Annotated in this window: 17 protein-coding genes; 12 read left to right on the plus strand and 5 right to left on the minus strand. The window is 35.2% G+C overall.

Translation table 11 applies throughout. The annotated features are described in order from the left end of the window. The first annotated feature begins 206 nt into the window (after nt 1-206). Both GH741_RS14585 and GH741_RS14590 read left to right on the plus strand, forming a co-directional pair. Nucleotides 207-1,118, plus strand: coding sequence for an AEC family transporter (locus GH741_RS14585; RefSeq protein WP_153737492.1), 912 nt, complete (start codon nt 207-209; stop codon nt 1,116-1,118). 94 nt (nt 1,119-1,212) lie between these two features. Then, entirely contained in the window at nt 1,213-2,340 is a 1,128-nt protein-coding gene (locus GH741_RS14590; RefSeq protein WP_153737493.1) for a cysteine desulfurase family protein, read from the plus strand. A 111-nt stretch (nt 2,341-2,451) separates the two neighbouring features. Here GH741_RS14590 and GH741_RS14595 read toward each other — a convergent pair whose 3' ends face one another. From GH741_RS14595 to GH741_RS14605, 3 genes are read right to left on the minus strand one after another with little or no spacing between them, the layout of a single operon-like run. Next, nucleotides 2,452-2,739: a YrdB family protein gene (locus GH741_RS14595; protein ID WP_153737494.1), complete on the minus strand. Its 288-nt coding sequence runs from the start codon at nt 2,737-2,739 to the stop codon at nt 2,452-2,454. Between the two features lie 53 nt (nt 2,740-2,792). Next, nucleotides 2,793-3,362, minus strand: coding sequence for a TetR/AcrR family transcriptional regulator (locus GH741_RS14600; protein ID WP_153737495.1), 570 nt, complete (start codon nt 3,360-3,362; stop codon nt 2,793-2,795). After that, nucleotides 3,363-4,085 carry an MBL fold metallo-hydrolase gene (locus GH741_RS14605; RefSeq protein WP_153737496.1) on the minus strand — a complete coding sequence of 241 codons (723 nt, stop codon included), beginning with the start codon at nt 4,083-4,085 and terminating at the stop codon, nt 3,363-3,365. Nucleotides 4,086-4,448: 363 nt separating this feature from the next. On the opposite strand from GH741_RS14605, the gene GH741_RS14610 reads away from it, so the two are divergent. The 4 genes from GH741_RS14610 (at nt 4,449) to GH741_RS14625 (ending at nt 6,546) form a co-directional block, all read left to right on the plus strand. Next, on the plus strand, nt 4,449-4,709 hold the full coding sequence (locus GH741_RS14610; RefSeq protein ID WP_153737497.1) for a heavy-metal-associated domain-containing protein: 261 nt from the start codon (nt 4,449-4,451) through the stop codon (nt 4,707-4,709). 186 nt (nt 4,710-4,895) lie between these two features. Next, nucleotides 4,896-5,429, plus strand: coding sequence for a 5' nucleotidase, NT5C type (locus GH741_RS14615; RefSeq protein WP_153737498.1), 534 nt, complete (start codon nt 4,896-4,898; stop codon nt 5,427-5,429). Between the two features lie 100 nt (nt 5,430-5,529). Then, entirely contained in the window at nt 5,530-5,817 is a 288-nt protein-coding gene (locus tag GH741_RS14620) for an antibiotic biosynthesis monooxygenase family protein (protein ID WP_153737499.1), read from the plus strand. A gap of 117 nt (nt 5,818-5,934) precedes the next feature. After that, on the plus strand, nt 5,935-6,546 hold the full coding sequence (locus tag GH741_RS14625; RefSeq protein WP_338079474.1) for an alpha/beta hydrolase: 612 nt from the start codon (nt 5,935-5,937) through the stop codon (nt 6,544-6,546). A gap of 47 nt (nt 6,547-6,593) precedes the next feature. Here the strand turns inward: GH741_RS14625 and GH741_RS14630 are convergent, their stop codons facing one another. Further along, nucleotides 6,594-7,382, minus strand: a complete 789-nt coding sequence (locus GH741_RS14630; RefSeq protein ID WP_153737501.1) for an HAD family hydrolase — start codon at nt 7,380-7,382, stop codon at nt 6,594-6,596. Nucleotides 7,383-7,688: 306 nt separating this feature from the next. Between GH741_RS14630 and GH741_RS21635 the strand changes: the two genes are divergently transcribed. From GH741_RS21635 to GH741_RS14655, 6 genes are all read left to right on the plus strand, one after another. After that, the gene (locus GH741_RS21635; protein WP_170287637.1) at nt 7,689-7,862 is read left to right on the plus strand and encodes a hypothetical protein; all 174 of its coding nucleotides are present in this window, start codon (nt 7,689-7,691) and stop codon (nt 7,860-7,862) included. 323 nt (nt 7,863-8,185) lie between these two features. Then, nucleotides 8,186-8,953, plus strand: coding sequence for a sulfite exporter TauE/SafE family protein (locus tag GH741_RS14635; RefSeq protein WP_153737502.1), 768 nt, complete (start codon nt 8,186-8,188; stop codon nt 8,951-8,953). 246 nt (nt 8,954-9,199) lie between these two features. Further along, nucleotides 9,200-10,669 carry a PTS system trehalose-specific EIIBC component gene (gene treP / locus GH741_RS14640; protein ID WP_153737503.1) on the plus strand — a complete coding sequence of 490 codons (1,470 nt, stop codon included), beginning with the start codon at nt 9,200-9,202 and terminating at the stop codon, nt 10,667-10,669. Between the two features lie 87 nt (nt 10,670-10,756). After that, entirely contained in the window at nt 10,757-12,439 is a 1,683-nt protein-coding gene (gene treC / locus GH741_RS14645; protein WP_153737504.1) for an alpha,alpha-phosphotrehalase, read from the plus strand. Between the two features lie 15 nt (nt 12,440-12,454). Next, a complete protein-coding gene (gene treR, locus GH741_RS14650) occupies nt 12,455-13,168 on the plus strand; it encodes a trehalose operon repressor (protein WP_153737505.1) in 714 nt (237 codons plus the stop codon). A gap of 20 nt (nt 13,169-13,188) precedes the next feature. Continuing rightward, nucleotides 13,189-13,689 carry a PTS sugar transporter subunit IIA gene (locus tag GH741_RS14655; protein WP_153737506.1) on the plus strand — a complete coding sequence of 167 codons (501 nt, stop codon included), beginning with the start codon at nt 13,189-13,191 and terminating at the stop codon, nt 13,687-13,689. 79 nt (nt 13,690-13,768) lie between these two features. Here the strand turns inward: GH741_RS14655 and GH741_RS14660 are convergent, their stop codons facing one another. Beyond that, nucleotides 13,769-14,227 carry a hypothetical protein gene (locus GH741_RS14660; protein ID WP_153737552.1) on the minus strand — a complete coding sequence of 153 codons (459 nt, stop codon included), beginning with the start codon at nt 14,225-14,227 and terminating at the stop codon, nt 13,769-13,771.

Here is a 14,227-nt window from a genome sequence, read left to right on the forward strand (position 1 = left end):
TCATTAACTAATATATTAGTGAAAACACTCACAAAATCCTCTTTTCTAAAAAAACTTTCAACAATTAAGGACAAATTGGTATGATTCTAAGTGCTTTCTGGCTCTCTTTTCCTTTTAGCTTTATGAGGTCATGTGATATTATTAAACTCTCTTCAATACCATTTGGTTAGTAATCGTTTCATAACAGAATTAAGGGAGTTATTTTTTTGGACAGCTTTAATAATCAATTCTTATTTTCAATATTAATCATTGCATTAGGCTATTTTTTAAAACAAACGAATTTATTAAAAGAAAAAGATGGAGAAAGTTTAGCAAGGGTTGTTTTTAACATCACCCTACCAGCGCTAATTATTGTCACATTCAATGATATCCAATTTGAATCATCCCTATTTTTATTAATTGTTATTGCAATCATTTACGGTTTATTTACTGGATTCCTTGGCATCTATCTTTTTAGAAAAGAAAGTAAAGATGTAAAAGGAATGCTAGCAATGATGGTACCAGGTTTTAACATAGGTCTCTTTGCATATCCACTTGTTGAAGTGATATGGGGAATTGAAGGGCTTCGATATTTCGGAATGTTTGATGTTGGTAATGCTTTTATTGTGTTTGGCTTAGCTTATTTAATTGCAAGCTACTATTCAGGTGGTGAGGTTAAGTTAGATGTTAAAACGATAGTGTGGAAGATGTCTAAATCGGTTCCACTAATGACATATATCGTTGTTTGTACAGTGAACATAATTGGTTTACGTTTCCCAAGTGTAGTCACAGAGGTTGCGAGCACCATATCATTAGCGAATATGCCGCTATCACTACTATTGTTAGGTATATACTTTAGATTCACATTTGATAAAAGCTATGTTAGGTACTTTGTTAAATATATAGTTTTAAAATATGTCGTTGGTTTGGTATTAGGTATATCCTTATTTTATATTCTGCCATTTGATGATATGTTTAAATACACATTAATGATTGGATTTATACTACCAACACCGACGTCCGTACTTCCATTTGCGGTAGAGTTTGGATATGACAAGAGGTTTGTCGGGACATTGGCTAATCTAACTATTGTTATAAGTTTTATCCTAATTTGGTTAATGGTTAATATAGTAACGTAGATATGCTTGATCATAACAAGCAAATAAATCGCAATGTTTTTTAGGGATTCTATTAAATTTTAACAAGAGAATAAATTTTTGGGAGGGAGTAGTATTGACAAAAATATATTTGGATTTCAATGCAAGTACTCCAATCGATCCAGAAGTGATTGACGAAATGACACCCTTTTTTTCCAAATCTTTTGGTAATCCTTCATCACAGCACTGGGCCAGTAGTGAAACAACACAAGCAATCATAAAAGCGAGAAATCAGATTGCACACTTGTTGGGATGTCACCAAGATGAAATCATTTTCACAAGCGGCGGAAGTGAAGCCAATAATCATGCTTTAAAAGGAGTATTTTCCAGCCTTCAACATAAGGGCAATCATATTATTACGACGAAAGTAGAACATCCAGCAATCATGAGTCCATGCAAATATTTAGAATCGATTGGGGCTGAGGTCAGCTATGTGGATGTCGACCAATATGGTCGGGTTGACCCGGAACAAATTTTGAATGAAATTAAAGATACAACGATATTAATAACTGTAATGCATGCAAATAATGAGATTGGTACAATTCAGCCGATTGAGGCAATTGGGGAAATTGCGAGTAAGCATAGGATTGTCTTTCATTCCGATGCCGCCCAGTCCATTGGAAAGGTTCCGACTAAAGTTGATATGATGGGCGTTGACTTGTTATCAATTGCTGGACATAAGTTATATGCTCCGAAAGGAATTGGCGCCCTGTATATCAAACGAGGCACTTCGATTTCACCATTTATTCATGGGGCTGGTCATGAGAATGGCCACAGAGCAGGAACAGAAAATACACCATACATTGTTGCCTTGGGCAAAGCGTGTGAACTAGCGGAAGAAGGTTTAAATCATATTGATTCGATTCGGGAGCTTAGGAATTATTTTTGGCAACAATTATCTAATTTATTTGAAGAACGAGTCGTGTTAAACGGTAGTCCTGACAACTGTCTTCCTAATACACTAAGTGTTAGTTTTGTTGGTGTGGAGGGAGAAAAAATTTTACAAGCAATTCCCGAAATTGCAGCCTCCACGGGCTCTGCATGCGATTCCGGAAAGGTTGAATTATCTAATGTATTAAAAGCGATGGGTGTTACCGAACATATTGGCATGGGGACGATTCGCTTTAGTTTAGGAAGAACAACAACTAAAAATGAAATTGATGAAGCGGTAAACTTGATTACTTCTAGAGTACTTGAAAGTTAACAGATTAGGAAACACGCACCCTCAATGTGTGTTTCCGTTCTTCAGTCTACGTGAAATGATGATTTTTAACTTGATTGAGAGAGAGTGAAGTTATCTAGCTGAATATCAGTGCTAATGTCCATAATACGATAGTGCAAACCTATTCACCATAGCAACAATCCATAAAACAGCAGCCAAAACTCGATGACCAGTTGCAATAAGAGCAAGTGCTGCGATACAATAAATAACCATTTCTAATACTAAATGTGTCCAGCCGCTGAGTAAAAAAGGAGCAGCAGGAGATCCAAAAGTTCCCCAAACGATGATGATGATTAGTGAAGATCCAAATCCTAAAAAAATTTTTGTTAAATTTCCATTCCTGTTTGAAATCCCCAGTAGCCGACAACAAAAATTACGCATATTTCTAACATAAATCGGATAGCCATAGTAAGAAGTAACATCTTTATTTTCTCCTAATCAGTACTATTTTTGATTCCCTTTAAATAAGATTTAATAATGAAGTCTAAACTTTTATCTGAATTTATAGGTATTCCAAATCCCCCGCTTTGTTCTAACGAAGAAAACCCATGTAATATACTACGCAATCCACGAACTGTATGGATAGCATCGTCCTTATCTAGTTGAAAGTGATTAAGGGAGTTTAAAGCTAATTCAACTATTTTGTTACCGGCCTGCTCTACTTTAGGATCTCGGTTATCAGGGGCATAAAGTGTTGCCTCATACAATCCCGGATGTGTTCTTGTGAATTTTAAATAGGCAAAACTAATAGCACTAATCACATCATCACCTTCTTTCTCAGTAGTAGCCTCTACCATTACACTATGCAACTGTTCCAAGCCATAGAGAGCAAGCTCATTCCGTAAGGCAGGTAGCCCATCAATGTGATTATATAAAGAAGGGGGGCGAATGTTTAAGCGCTTAGCTAGTGTTGCCATTGTCACGGCATGGATTCCATCCTGATTTGCAATTTCAATTGCAACGTCTAGTAGTCTATTTCGATCAAGTCCAATTCTAGGTGACATTTAGACACTCCTTGTTTGATTTGAATTCATTTTAGTCTCCGCGTCTTTGATTGCTTTGTTAATTAAACCGAATGGTTCAACTAACATGCGTCCATGGCCGACAGCTAACAACGTTGGTTTGAGTTCAGCGATCTTTCGTGCGCTAGTTAGGGCAGCTTGTTTGTCCCAGGTGGCTAGTGCAGGGAAAGGAAAAGATAATTTTAGTTGCCCGGACACAGCAATTCCTCCTCTTGTCTGAAAAGCATCACCTGCTATGATTGAATTATCTCTTGTGTCTAGAAAAGCCATTTGCCCTGGTGTGTGTCCTGGTGCAGCAATTGCTCGTAATGAACCAATTTGGTCCCCGTCCTCAATAAATATATCTGCTTTTGTTTTAATTTTTTTAGGTACACCACCGCGGATTGGTAAGTTTGTTTCATGCTCATCAACCGATAGGTCCCCAGCTAATAAGCGCGAATCTCGTTTTGAGATGTACACAGGCACAGTCGGTAGTGCGTCTTTTAATTTATCAAGTGCACCAACATGATCATCATGCCCGTGGGTTAACAAGATTTTTGTGATAGGCTTGCCGATAGAACTTGCAAATTTAAGGATTTTTTTCGCGCTATAAGGCAAAGCAGCATCAATTAATGTTAACTCGTTTTCCTCCTTGACTAAGTAACAATTAACAGGAAAAGCATGCTCAAGAAAACTAATTTGATAAATGTTATTCATTTGTTTCATTCCTAAAACCCCCTAATTATTTAAAAACTAATAGTATTAGTTTTATTATAACTAATAGCATTAGTTTTGCAAGCGTTTTTATTAAAAAAACATTTGAGTTTTCAGTTAGTAATTAAATCGTACAATTCTGTGAACTAAGTCACAAACGATTGGGGAAATGTTAGAATAGGTATTGAAACAAACATTCCGATAGGAAGATACTTGTTCATTTATGTGAAAAACATCACGAAATTAGTGGAAATTTGTCGAATGAGTACACCAAAATAATTTTGCATTAGAATTTTAGATTTACAAAGCAACGACAAGATTTCAAATATAAATGATTAGAGTAAATCCTAATATTTTTTAAGGAGGAATTTTGAAATGATGAGACAGAGGACAATTCAAATTGAAGAGTTATCGTGTCCCAGTTATATTAATAGAATTGAAAATGCACTTCCAAAACTAGATGGAGTTTCTGAAGTGATAGTAAAGTATCATTTGGATGAGGTGGAGGTAATTTATGAAGAATCACTTATCCATTTTAATGAAATTGAAGGAGTAATTAGGGATCTAGGATTCAAGATTTCACCGCGCCTTATTCTATTAGAGCAAAAAACTATTAAAGGTATGCACTTAGCTTAGCGTAAGTTTTTATATGAGAATTATCGAAATAAGTATGGGAAATGTGTAAAAACCTTTTACACATTTCCATTTTTTTGATTAAATGATCTGTTAACGCTATGCTTAACTAACAAAACATGAGATGGTAGATGGAAATAGCTAGGATTCATAAGGTTATATCTATGTAGCGCATAGGAGGATTTATAGATGAAGCGAATTGCAATTGACATGGATGAAGTAATTGCGGATCTTTTTACAAGCCAATTAACCATGTTCAATAACGACTACAAAGAGAATATTTCGCCAGAAGATATAATGGGTAAAAAACTTAGACACCACCGACCTGATTTGACAGAAGAGCTCTCAAACTATTTAAAGCAGCCAACTTTTTTTCGAGACTTAGAAGTAATAGAAGATAGTCAAGAAGTGATTAAGGAATTAAGTAAGCATTATGAAATTTTTATTACCACTGCTGCGATGGAATATCCGACATCATTCACTGAAAAATATGAGTGGCTTAAGAAACACTTTCCTTTTTTAAATGATATGAATTTTGTTTTTTGTGGGGATAAGAGTATTATTCATGCCGATTATCTTATTGATGATAATGTAAGACATTTTAAAGGATTTTCCGGTCAAGGCGTCTTGTATACCGCAAACCACAATATTAATGAGATAGGTTATGACCGGGTGAATAACTGGCAAGAGGTAAAGGATTACTTTTCAAAAAGGGTAAAATAACATAAAAATTCCCGAATCCTTCCTTAATTTGTGACCTTTAATTAAAGGCGGAAGTTCAAACTATATTTGATATCACATTTTTTAAAAAAGGGGTTATGTAATGATCTTAGAAGCCGTTATGCTTCAGGTTAAAAAAGGCATGGAACAAGAATATGAATTGGCATTTGAAAAGGCATCTAAGATTATCTCATCAATGAAGGGGTACATATCACATGATTTGCAACGTTGCATAGAAAACGAGGGAAAATATCTACTTCTAGTGAAATGGGAAACAATAGAAGACCATACAATTGGGTTTAGACAGTCTAATGAATATGAAGAATGGAAAAAACAATTGCATCACTTTTATGATCCATTTCCAATTGTAGAACATTTTGAAAGAGTTTAACTTAATCGAGAACCATGATAATTGACAAAGAAAAACTGTACTTTTATAATTGTCTTGAATTCAAGATAAAGTAAAAAAAGTGTTTTTGTGAATAGGATAAAATTAAAAGGAGGTACCATAATGAAACACATATTTAGAGAAGGCTCAGACAAGTCTAAGCCGGTACTACTTTTGTTGCACGGGACAGGAGGTACTGAACAAGACCTCTTACCTCTCGGTGACATGATTGATTCTACGGCATCAGTTTTAAGTGTTCGAGGTAACGTGTCTGAAAATGGGATGCCAAGATATTTCCGTCGAATTGCTGAGGGCGTTTTTGACGAAGAGGATCTGATTTTCCGGACAAAGGAACTTAATGAATTTTTAGGTGAGGCTGCTGAGAAGTATCAATTTAATCGTAACAATATTATCGCTATTGGCTATTCAAATGGTGCCAATATTGCTGGTAGTTTATTGTTCCATTACGAAAATGCTTTAAAGGGAGCGATGCTTCACCATCCAATGGTTCCAAGACGAGGCGTAGAATTACCTAACTTGGCGGGCTTGCCCGTTTTCATCTCAGCAGGTGAAAATGATCCGATTTGTCCAGCTCAAGAGACAAAGGACCTAGACGAATTATTGTCTAAGGCTGGAGCAACAGTTGAAGTTCACTGGGAAAATAATGGACATCAATTAACTCAAACAGAAGTATCGGCAGCTGCTGATTGGTATAACAATTACATCAAGTAATGAAAAAAGAGCCGTTCTCCTTTGGATGACGGCTCTTTTTTTTCATTTTATTCAACTAATCCTAGAGACTTCAATCCATTAAAGATACCGGAGTTAGATACGTCAGTTGTACGATGTTTAGCGTGTTTAAATAAAAGTGGATGTGCATTCCCCATTGCAAAACCCTCGCCCACAACCGTAAGCATTTCTTTATCATTCATACCATCACCAAAAGCAATTGCATTTTCAGGTGAAATACCTAAATGTTTCAGAACCTTTGATACAGCGTGACCTTTGTTAACACTTTCCCTTATGACATCAAAATCATTTCGCATTCCATCAGCGTGAACAGGGGAAAGGCGAAGATTTTCATTGGTTTCATAGAAGGACAGGTCTTCATCACCCAGATTCATCAGGCACATACTTAATATGTCTCCGTAGTTGTCATTCGTAAATTCAGCATTATTTTTAAAATGTAAAAACTCAATTATCTGTTTTGAAATTGGCGATTCAAGTGACAGGAAAAGGTTTTGTCTATTTGAGAAAAGTAGCATCTCATGTCCTTTAGACCTAGCAATAGTTGTAAATTGTTCAACAATTGCGGGATTCATCGCCTCTTTAACTATTTCCTGATTATCGCAAATGGCAAAGGCACCGTTATAGCCGATAAAAGAATTAATATTTAATTCGTCTGCTAAATATGCAATTTCATGTACCGGTCTCCCAGTTGCTAGGAATACTTCAATACCTTTGTCTTGAATTTGTTGTATGGCAATTTTGGTTGATTGCTCGACACGGTCATCTTGAGTTAAAACAGTTCCGTCAATATCTAAAAAAACAGCTTGATATTTAGTCATGAATATCTCCTTACTAAAAGTTAATTTCCATTAATAATCTTACCATAAATTGATGGGGTGAAAAGAAGTTGAGTTGAGAAATTCTACAATATCATTAACAAAAGTTAATTATCCTATTGGGTTTCAATGGTTGAAGGATTTGCTCGAATCGATTTTGATTCTCAGGTTAAACTAGATACACTTGTTTGTTTTTCAATTCCATTTTGGAAGTATTTGTAATTTAAGGCTTTATGTCGGGATTCCTAGCTATTTATTTAAACAAATAGCTCGAAATATGGTATAATTATTTAGAAAGGGAGTGCCCGTTTGAAAAATACGAATAATCTGTTCGACAATGGTGAAACTGTGAACATTCAAAAGACCGGTGAGTTAGTCACGATTTCAAAATGGCAATATGTAAAACACATGAAAAAGTATTCTTATATTGTTAATGAGCATCCGAGTACTTTTTTCTTTGAGGAAGAACTTAAAAAAGCTTAGCTTAGTTTTCTCACCTAAAACTATTATCGCTTAGGATTTTATTGAATCCTAGGCGTTTTTATTTTACTTCAAAATTCAGGCCAATCTTATAATGAAATTTATGGTATCCTTTTATTTAGGAGAAGTAGAGCATAAATAGTATAGGATGTTTGTTTAAAAACATCAAGAACAATAAAATTGGTCTGCCAATATATGAGTGGAGACATTACTAATCTATAACCTTATATACTTAACGGAAAGAAATTACATCGTTCAAAGAACGTGTTTCGATTGATAAAACTAGTATATAGGAATTGCAAAGCAACTACATATTTTTTTGAAAAATGCTATGCGAGGTGATTATTATATTTGAGCTATCATTACTACAATGGTTAATAGTTATTTTAAGCGCAATTTTTATCGGTTTTACCAAAACAGGTGTCTCGAGCTTGGGGATATTAGTGGTTACAATCTTGATGTATGTATTTCCAGCAAAAGAATCTGTTGGTATTTTGCTACCGTTACTTATTGTCGGTGACATATTTGCGGTTATTTATTATCGCAGAAGTGTAGTCTGGAATTACCTAATATCATTAATTCCATGGGTGCTAATAGGTATCCTTATTGGATATTTTGTTTTAGATCAAGTGAATAGTGATCAGTTAAAACCGATCATTGGTGCTTTAGTCCTTGCATTGATTATTTTACACGTGAGTCGAGAGCGACTAGGTGAGAGATTTAATCAAATGCTACCTAAATCCTTAGGTTTCACGCTACTAATGGGTGTGCTGGCAGGATTCACTACGATGATTGGTAATGCAGCAGGAGGAGTTATGGCTGTATATTTACTGGTAAAAGGGTTGCCAAAACGCGAATTTATAGGTACAGGAGCCTGGTTCTTTTTGTTTGTTAATTTAATTAAAGTACCATTTTATATCTCTTTAGGACTAATTACGTTTGAGTCTATCTCGTTTAATCTATGGTTGGTGCCTACTATCATTGTTGGAGCTTTTATTGGTGTAAAAGTCTTACCATTAATACCTCAAAAAACCTTCCAAATATTAATTTTAGCCTTTGCAGCAATTGGCGCGTTACGGTTACTTTTTGTCTAATTTTTGAATTATATCCTTCATTTTAAAACAGCTGATACTAGCTGTTTTTTTGTTTTACTTTTTTAATGAGCTTAAGAGATTACTTCGTATTAACCCTTATGAATAGGAAAAGGAGAGATGTTTAAAATAGAATAAAATCTAACCGTTGACAAGCTTGTATATACAAGATACAATGAAAACGCAAACAAGATACTTGTATATACAAGTTGAATAAGATAATTATAAAAAGACACAGGGGGCATACACATGGGTAAGTATAAAGATTCAGCAGAGGAATTGCTGGAGCACATTGGTGGTAGTGACAATATCTCTGTTGTTACACACTGTGCTACGAGAATGCGATTCGTATTAAATGATCCAAAAAAAGCAGATGCAGAAAAGATTGAAAATATTGATCTCGTTAAGGGAACATTTACAAATGCGGGACAATTTCAGGTCATTATTGGAAATGAAGTTGCGACCTTTTATAATGAGTTCGCTAAAATGGCTGGAGTCGGAGATACATCGAAGGATGAAGCAAAGGTAGCAGCGAAACAGAACATGAACTTCATTCAAAGGCTGATTTCACATCTTGCAGATATTTTTACTCCATTAATTCCAGCACTGGTTGTCGGTGGTCTTATTCTAGGTTTTAGAAACGTTATTGGCAGTATTGGAATGTTTACTGAGGCAGGTAACTTTAGTTTTGCGATGTTTGGTGAAGAAAATGCCCTTACATTAGTAGATATATCTCAGTTCTGGGCAGGTACTCATGCATTTTTATGGTTAATTGGTGAAGCAATTTTTCATTTCTTACCGGTTGGAATTACGTGGGCAATATCAAGAAAAATGGGAACGACACAAATTCTTGGAATTGTACTTGGTATTACCCTTGTTTCTCCTCAGCTACTTAACGCATATGGTGTTCCAGGAGCAGAAGATATACCATTTTGGGATTTTGGGTTTGCACAGGTAGAAATGATTGGGTACCAGGCGCAAGTTATCCCAGCAATACTTGCTGGTTTTGTCCTTGCATACTTAGAACTTGGATTACGTAAAGTTATTCCAAATGTTATTTCAATGATTTTTGTGCCATTCTTTGCATTAATCCCGGCAGTTTTAATTGCACATGTTGTACTTGGTCCTATTGGCTGGACTATGGGTTCTTGGATTTCTAATGTGGTTTATTCAGGACTAACTTCATCAGTTGGTTGGTTATTTGCTGCAATATTTGGTTTTGCTTATGCACCACTAGTTATTACTGGTCTACATCACATGACTAACGCGATTGATTTACAGTTAATGAGTGAATTTGGTGGTACGAATCTTTGGCCAATGATTGCCCTTTCTAATATTGCGCAAGGTTCAGCTGTTGTGGCAATGATTATTTTAAATAGAAAAGATGAAAAGGAACAGCAGGTATCTGTTCCAGCAGCAATTTCTTGTTATCTTGGTGTAACAGAGCCAGCCATGTTTGGTATTAACTTGAAATATGTTTTTCCATTTTTAGCTGCCATGATTGGATCCTCTGTTGCAGCTGTAATCTCAGTAGGTAGTAATGTTATGGCTAACTCGATTGGTGTTGGTGGGATACCAGGAATCTTATCGATTCAGGTTCAATATATGATAATCTTCTTCATTGCAATGATAGTAGCTATTGTTGTGCCAATGTTGTTAACCTTTGCTCTGGCAAAAACAAAAATGGGTGTTAACGCATATAAGCGACTTGGAAAATAATCAATATTCTAAGAAAAATAGCAACCAGAGAACTAAACTGGTTGCTATTCCAATTTCAAATCATGAGTGAACAGGCAGGTGTACATAATGAATGAACCATGGTGGAAGAAAGCCGTAGTATATCAAATTTATCCAAAAAGCTTTAATGATACAACAGGAAATGGTGTTGGAGATATCCAAGGGATTATCGAAAAATTAGATTACCTCAAAGAGCTTGGCGTGGATGTTCTTTGGTTAACGCCTATTTATGACTCACCTCAGCGGGATAATGGTTATGATATTAGTGATTATTATAGTATTTATGAACAATATGGTTCAATGGAGGATTTTGATCAATTGCTGGATGCTACGCATAAACGTGGCATGAAAATAATCATGGACATTGTGATCAACCATACATCAATAGAGCATGACTGGTTTCATCAATCGATGTCATCAAAAGATAATCCATATCGTGACTTCTATATTTGGAAAGACGGGGAAGACGGGAAGCCACCAACGAATTGGGCTTCTAAATTTGGTGGGTCAGCTTGGCGCTATGATGAAACCACAGGGCAATATTACTTGCATTTATTTGATGTTACCCAAGCAGACTTAAATTGGGAAAATGAAGAAATGCGAAAAGCTGTCTATCAGATGATGGACTATTGGCTTAGAAAAGGTGTTGATGGGTTCCGCCTCGATGTAATTAATTTGATTTCAAAAGACCAAGACTTTCCAAACGATGATGGTTCCGTTGCTCCTGGTGATGGCCGCAAATTTTATACAGATGGACCACGTGTTCACGAATTTTTTCGTGAGATGAATGACGAGGTTTTCTCTAACTTTGACATTATGACAGTCGGTGAAATGTCATCAACAACAATTGATAATTGTATTAAATACACAAATCCAGAGCGTAATGAATTAAACATGACATTTAATTTTCATCATCTAAAAGTGGACTACCCAAATGGGGAGAAGTGGACAAAAGCAAATTTTGATTTCCATGAGCTAAAAGAAATACTATCAACTTGGCAAGTGGAAATGCACAAGGGTGGAGGATGGAATGCATTATTTTGGTGCAATCATGATCAGCCTCGTGTAGTTTCACGGTTTGGAGATGATCAAAGGTATCATAATAAATCAGCTAAGATGCTGGCAACCACGATTCATATGATGAAGGGAACTCCTTACATTTATCAGGGAGAAGAGTTCGGAATGACCAATCCTAACTTTAATGACATCGAGGACTATCGTGACGTGGAATCATTAAATATGTATAACATGAAAAAACAAGAAGGTATGTCAGATCAGGCTATTATCGAGATTTTAAAACAGAAGTCAAGGGACAACTCTAGAACACCAGTTCAGTGGAATGATAATACAAACGCAGGCTTTACTAACGGAACTCCTTGGATAAATATAGCTGAGAACTATAAGGAGGTAAATGCAGAACAAGCAATAGCAGAAAAGGATTCAATTTTCTATCACTATCAAAGATTAATTCGGTTAAGGAAAGAATACGATGTGGTAACAGATGGAGACTATCAGTTGATTTTAGGCGGTCAAGATGATACTTTTGCTTATGTACGAAGCAATAAAAAAGAGAAATTACTTGTAATCAATAACTTCTATGGCAGAGAGACTAGTTTTGAATTACCAGATACAGTAAATATTAATGGATATACAAGTAAATTGTTATTGTCGAACTACCATGATTCATCAGATGAAATAAAGCATAAAAGATTAAGGCCATATGAATCGATTGTTTACCACCTAACAAAATAATTGGAGATAGCTGTTATGGAGAATAAATATTTATCTATTTACAATCAAATTTCTGACCAAATTAAAAAGGGGGAAATGGAACCAGACACACTTCTCCCATCTGAAAATGAGCTCACAACTCTTTATGACACATCTAGGGAGACGATTCGTAAGGCGTTAAATCTTTTATCCCAAAATGGATTCATACAAAAGGTAAGAGGTAAGGGTTCGATTGTTATTGATGTAAATAAGTTTGATTTTCCTGTTTCTGGCTTAGTGAGTTTTAAGGAATTGGCACAGAAAATAGACAATAAGGTTAGAACAATTGTAAAAGAATTCTCATTGGTTAAACCGGATGAACATGTTAAACAACAGCTTAATTTAACTAGTAAGGATTTGGTATGGAAGGTAGTAAGAGTTAGGGAAATAAGTGATGAGAAAATAATTTTAGATAAGGATTATCTGGTTAAAAAATATGTTCCAGGATTAACAGAAGAAATTTGCGCTGATTCTATCTATAGCTATTTAGAAAATGATCTCAATCTTACAATTAGTTTTGCTAAAAAGGAAATCATAGTTATTGAACCGACTGAAGAGGATCGCAATTTACTTGACCTTGAAGGATTTCAAAATATTGTTGTCATAAAAAACTATGTTTACTTTGACGATGCTAGCTTATTTCAATATACTGAATCGAGACACCGACCAGATAAATTTCGATTTGTAGATTTTGCACGAAGAAATCATTAGAAAACTAAAGGAGTAATCTCATGCTTAAAAATCTATTTGGTAAAAAGGAAAGTGTAGTAGAACATATTACAACCCCTATAAATGGAAAGATTGTAGATATTACAGATGTCCCGGACCCTGTTTTTTCAAAAAAAATGATGGGTGAAGGTATTGCAATTGAACCAACTGATGGTGAGGTAGTAAGCCCGGTTGATGCAGAGGTAGTTCAAGTCTTTCCTACCAAACATGCCGTAGGGTTAAAAACAAAATCAGGACTTGAAATATTAATTCACATTGGTTTAGAAACAGTAGGGTTAGAAGGTGAAGGTTTCGAAAGCTTTGTAAAAGCTGGTGACAAAGTCAAGCGCGGAGATAAACTAATAAGCTTTGATTTAGAAATAATTAAAGAAAAAGCAGTTAGTACGATATCTCCATTGATTCTGACCAATATGGATGAAGTAGTTGAGAGCGTGGAGAAAAATTTAGAGGAATCTGCAAAGACAACGGAGACAGAAATCCTTACAGTAACGCTAAAGAAATAGGGATTTAAGAGGAGCGAATTATTCGCTTCTCTTATTTGATAAATACGCGTTTAGTGGTTTCTACTTTTTGTAAAGTATATTATTTTACTTTTGCTACACCTAAGGCGAAATTACTCCAAAGGATATTTTCAACTGTAGGTACTAGTGTTTCTTCACAATCAATAATTAGAATTACTTCTGAATGTTTATCTTTTAAATAACGTTTTTTTTTCTTTAGGATTATTTCTGTGAAAATGCGAATGGCCACTCCTATAAACAACCCACTAAATGCGCCAATTAAGCCCCAATATATAGGTCCCCAGGTTAATTCAAATCCTCTACTTGCTCCAATCACAGCAAATGCTGATGCAAGGACCATCCCAATATCTATGAATGATGTACCATCGGAGCGATGAAGACTATCAAAAACTTTACGTTCCTCTATCCGATTATCAAGTGGGACTGCATAAATATTCTCTTTTTTTATACCTTTTTTTTCTAGACTAGAAATAGCTAATTCTAAAAAGGCATTGCTTTCAAATGTAGAAAAAAGTTGCAT

This window comes from Aquibacillus halophilus, assembly GCF_009649745.1.
GTDB lineage: Bacteria > Bacillota > Bacilli > Bacillales > Amphibacillaceae > Aquibacillus > Aquibacillus halophilus.

Coding starts and splice junctions, on each gene's coding strand:
- GH741_RS14595 (WP_153737494.1), bottom strand. CDS start 2,739: ATGCGTAATTTTTGTTGTCGGCTACTGGGGATTTCAAACAGGAATGGA.
- treP (WP_153737503.1), top strand. CDS start 9,200: ATGGGTAAGTATAAAGATTCAGCAGAGGAATTGCTGGAGCACATTGGT.
- GH741_RS14610 (WP_153737497.1), top strand. CDS start 4,449: ATGATGAGACAGAGGACAATTCAAATTGAAGAGTTATCGTGTCCCAGT.
- GH741_RS14605 (WP_153737496.1), bottom strand. CDS start 4,085: ATGAAACAAATGAATAACATTTATCAAATTAGTTTTCTTGAGCATGCT.
- GH741_RS14620 (WP_153737499.1), top strand. CDS start 5,530: ATGATCTTAGAAGCCGTTATGCTTCAGGTTAAAAAAGGCATGGAACAA.
- treR (WP_153737505.1), top strand. CDS start 12,455: ATGGAGAATAAATATTTATCTATTTACAATCAAATTTCTGACCAAATT.
- GH741_RS14600 (WP_153737495.1), bottom strand. CDS start 3,362: ATGTCACCTAGAATTGGACTTGATCGAAATAGACTACTAGACGTTGCA.
- GH741_RS14635 (WP_153737502.1), top strand. CDS start 8,186: ATGCTATGCGAGGTGATTATTATATTTGAGCTATCATTACTACAATGG.
- treC (WP_153737504.1), top strand. CDS start 10,757: ATGAATGAACCATGGTGGAAGAAAGCCGTAGTATATCAAATTTATCCA.
- GH741_RS14630 (WP_153737501.1), bottom strand. CDS start 7,382: ATGACTAAATATCAAGCTGTTTTTTTAGATATTGACGGAACTGTTTTA.
- GH741_RS14660 (WP_153737552.1), bottom strand. CDS start 14,227: ATGCAACTTTTTTCTACATTTGAAAGCAATGCCTTTTTAGAATTAGCT.
- GH741_RS14615 (WP_153737498.1), top strand. CDS start 4,896: ATGAAGCGAATTGCAATTGACATGGATGAAGTAATTGCGGATCTTTTT.
- GH741_RS14655 (WP_153737506.1), top strand. CDS start 13,189: ATGCTTAAAAATCTATTTGGTAAAAAGGAAAGTGTAGTAGAACATATT.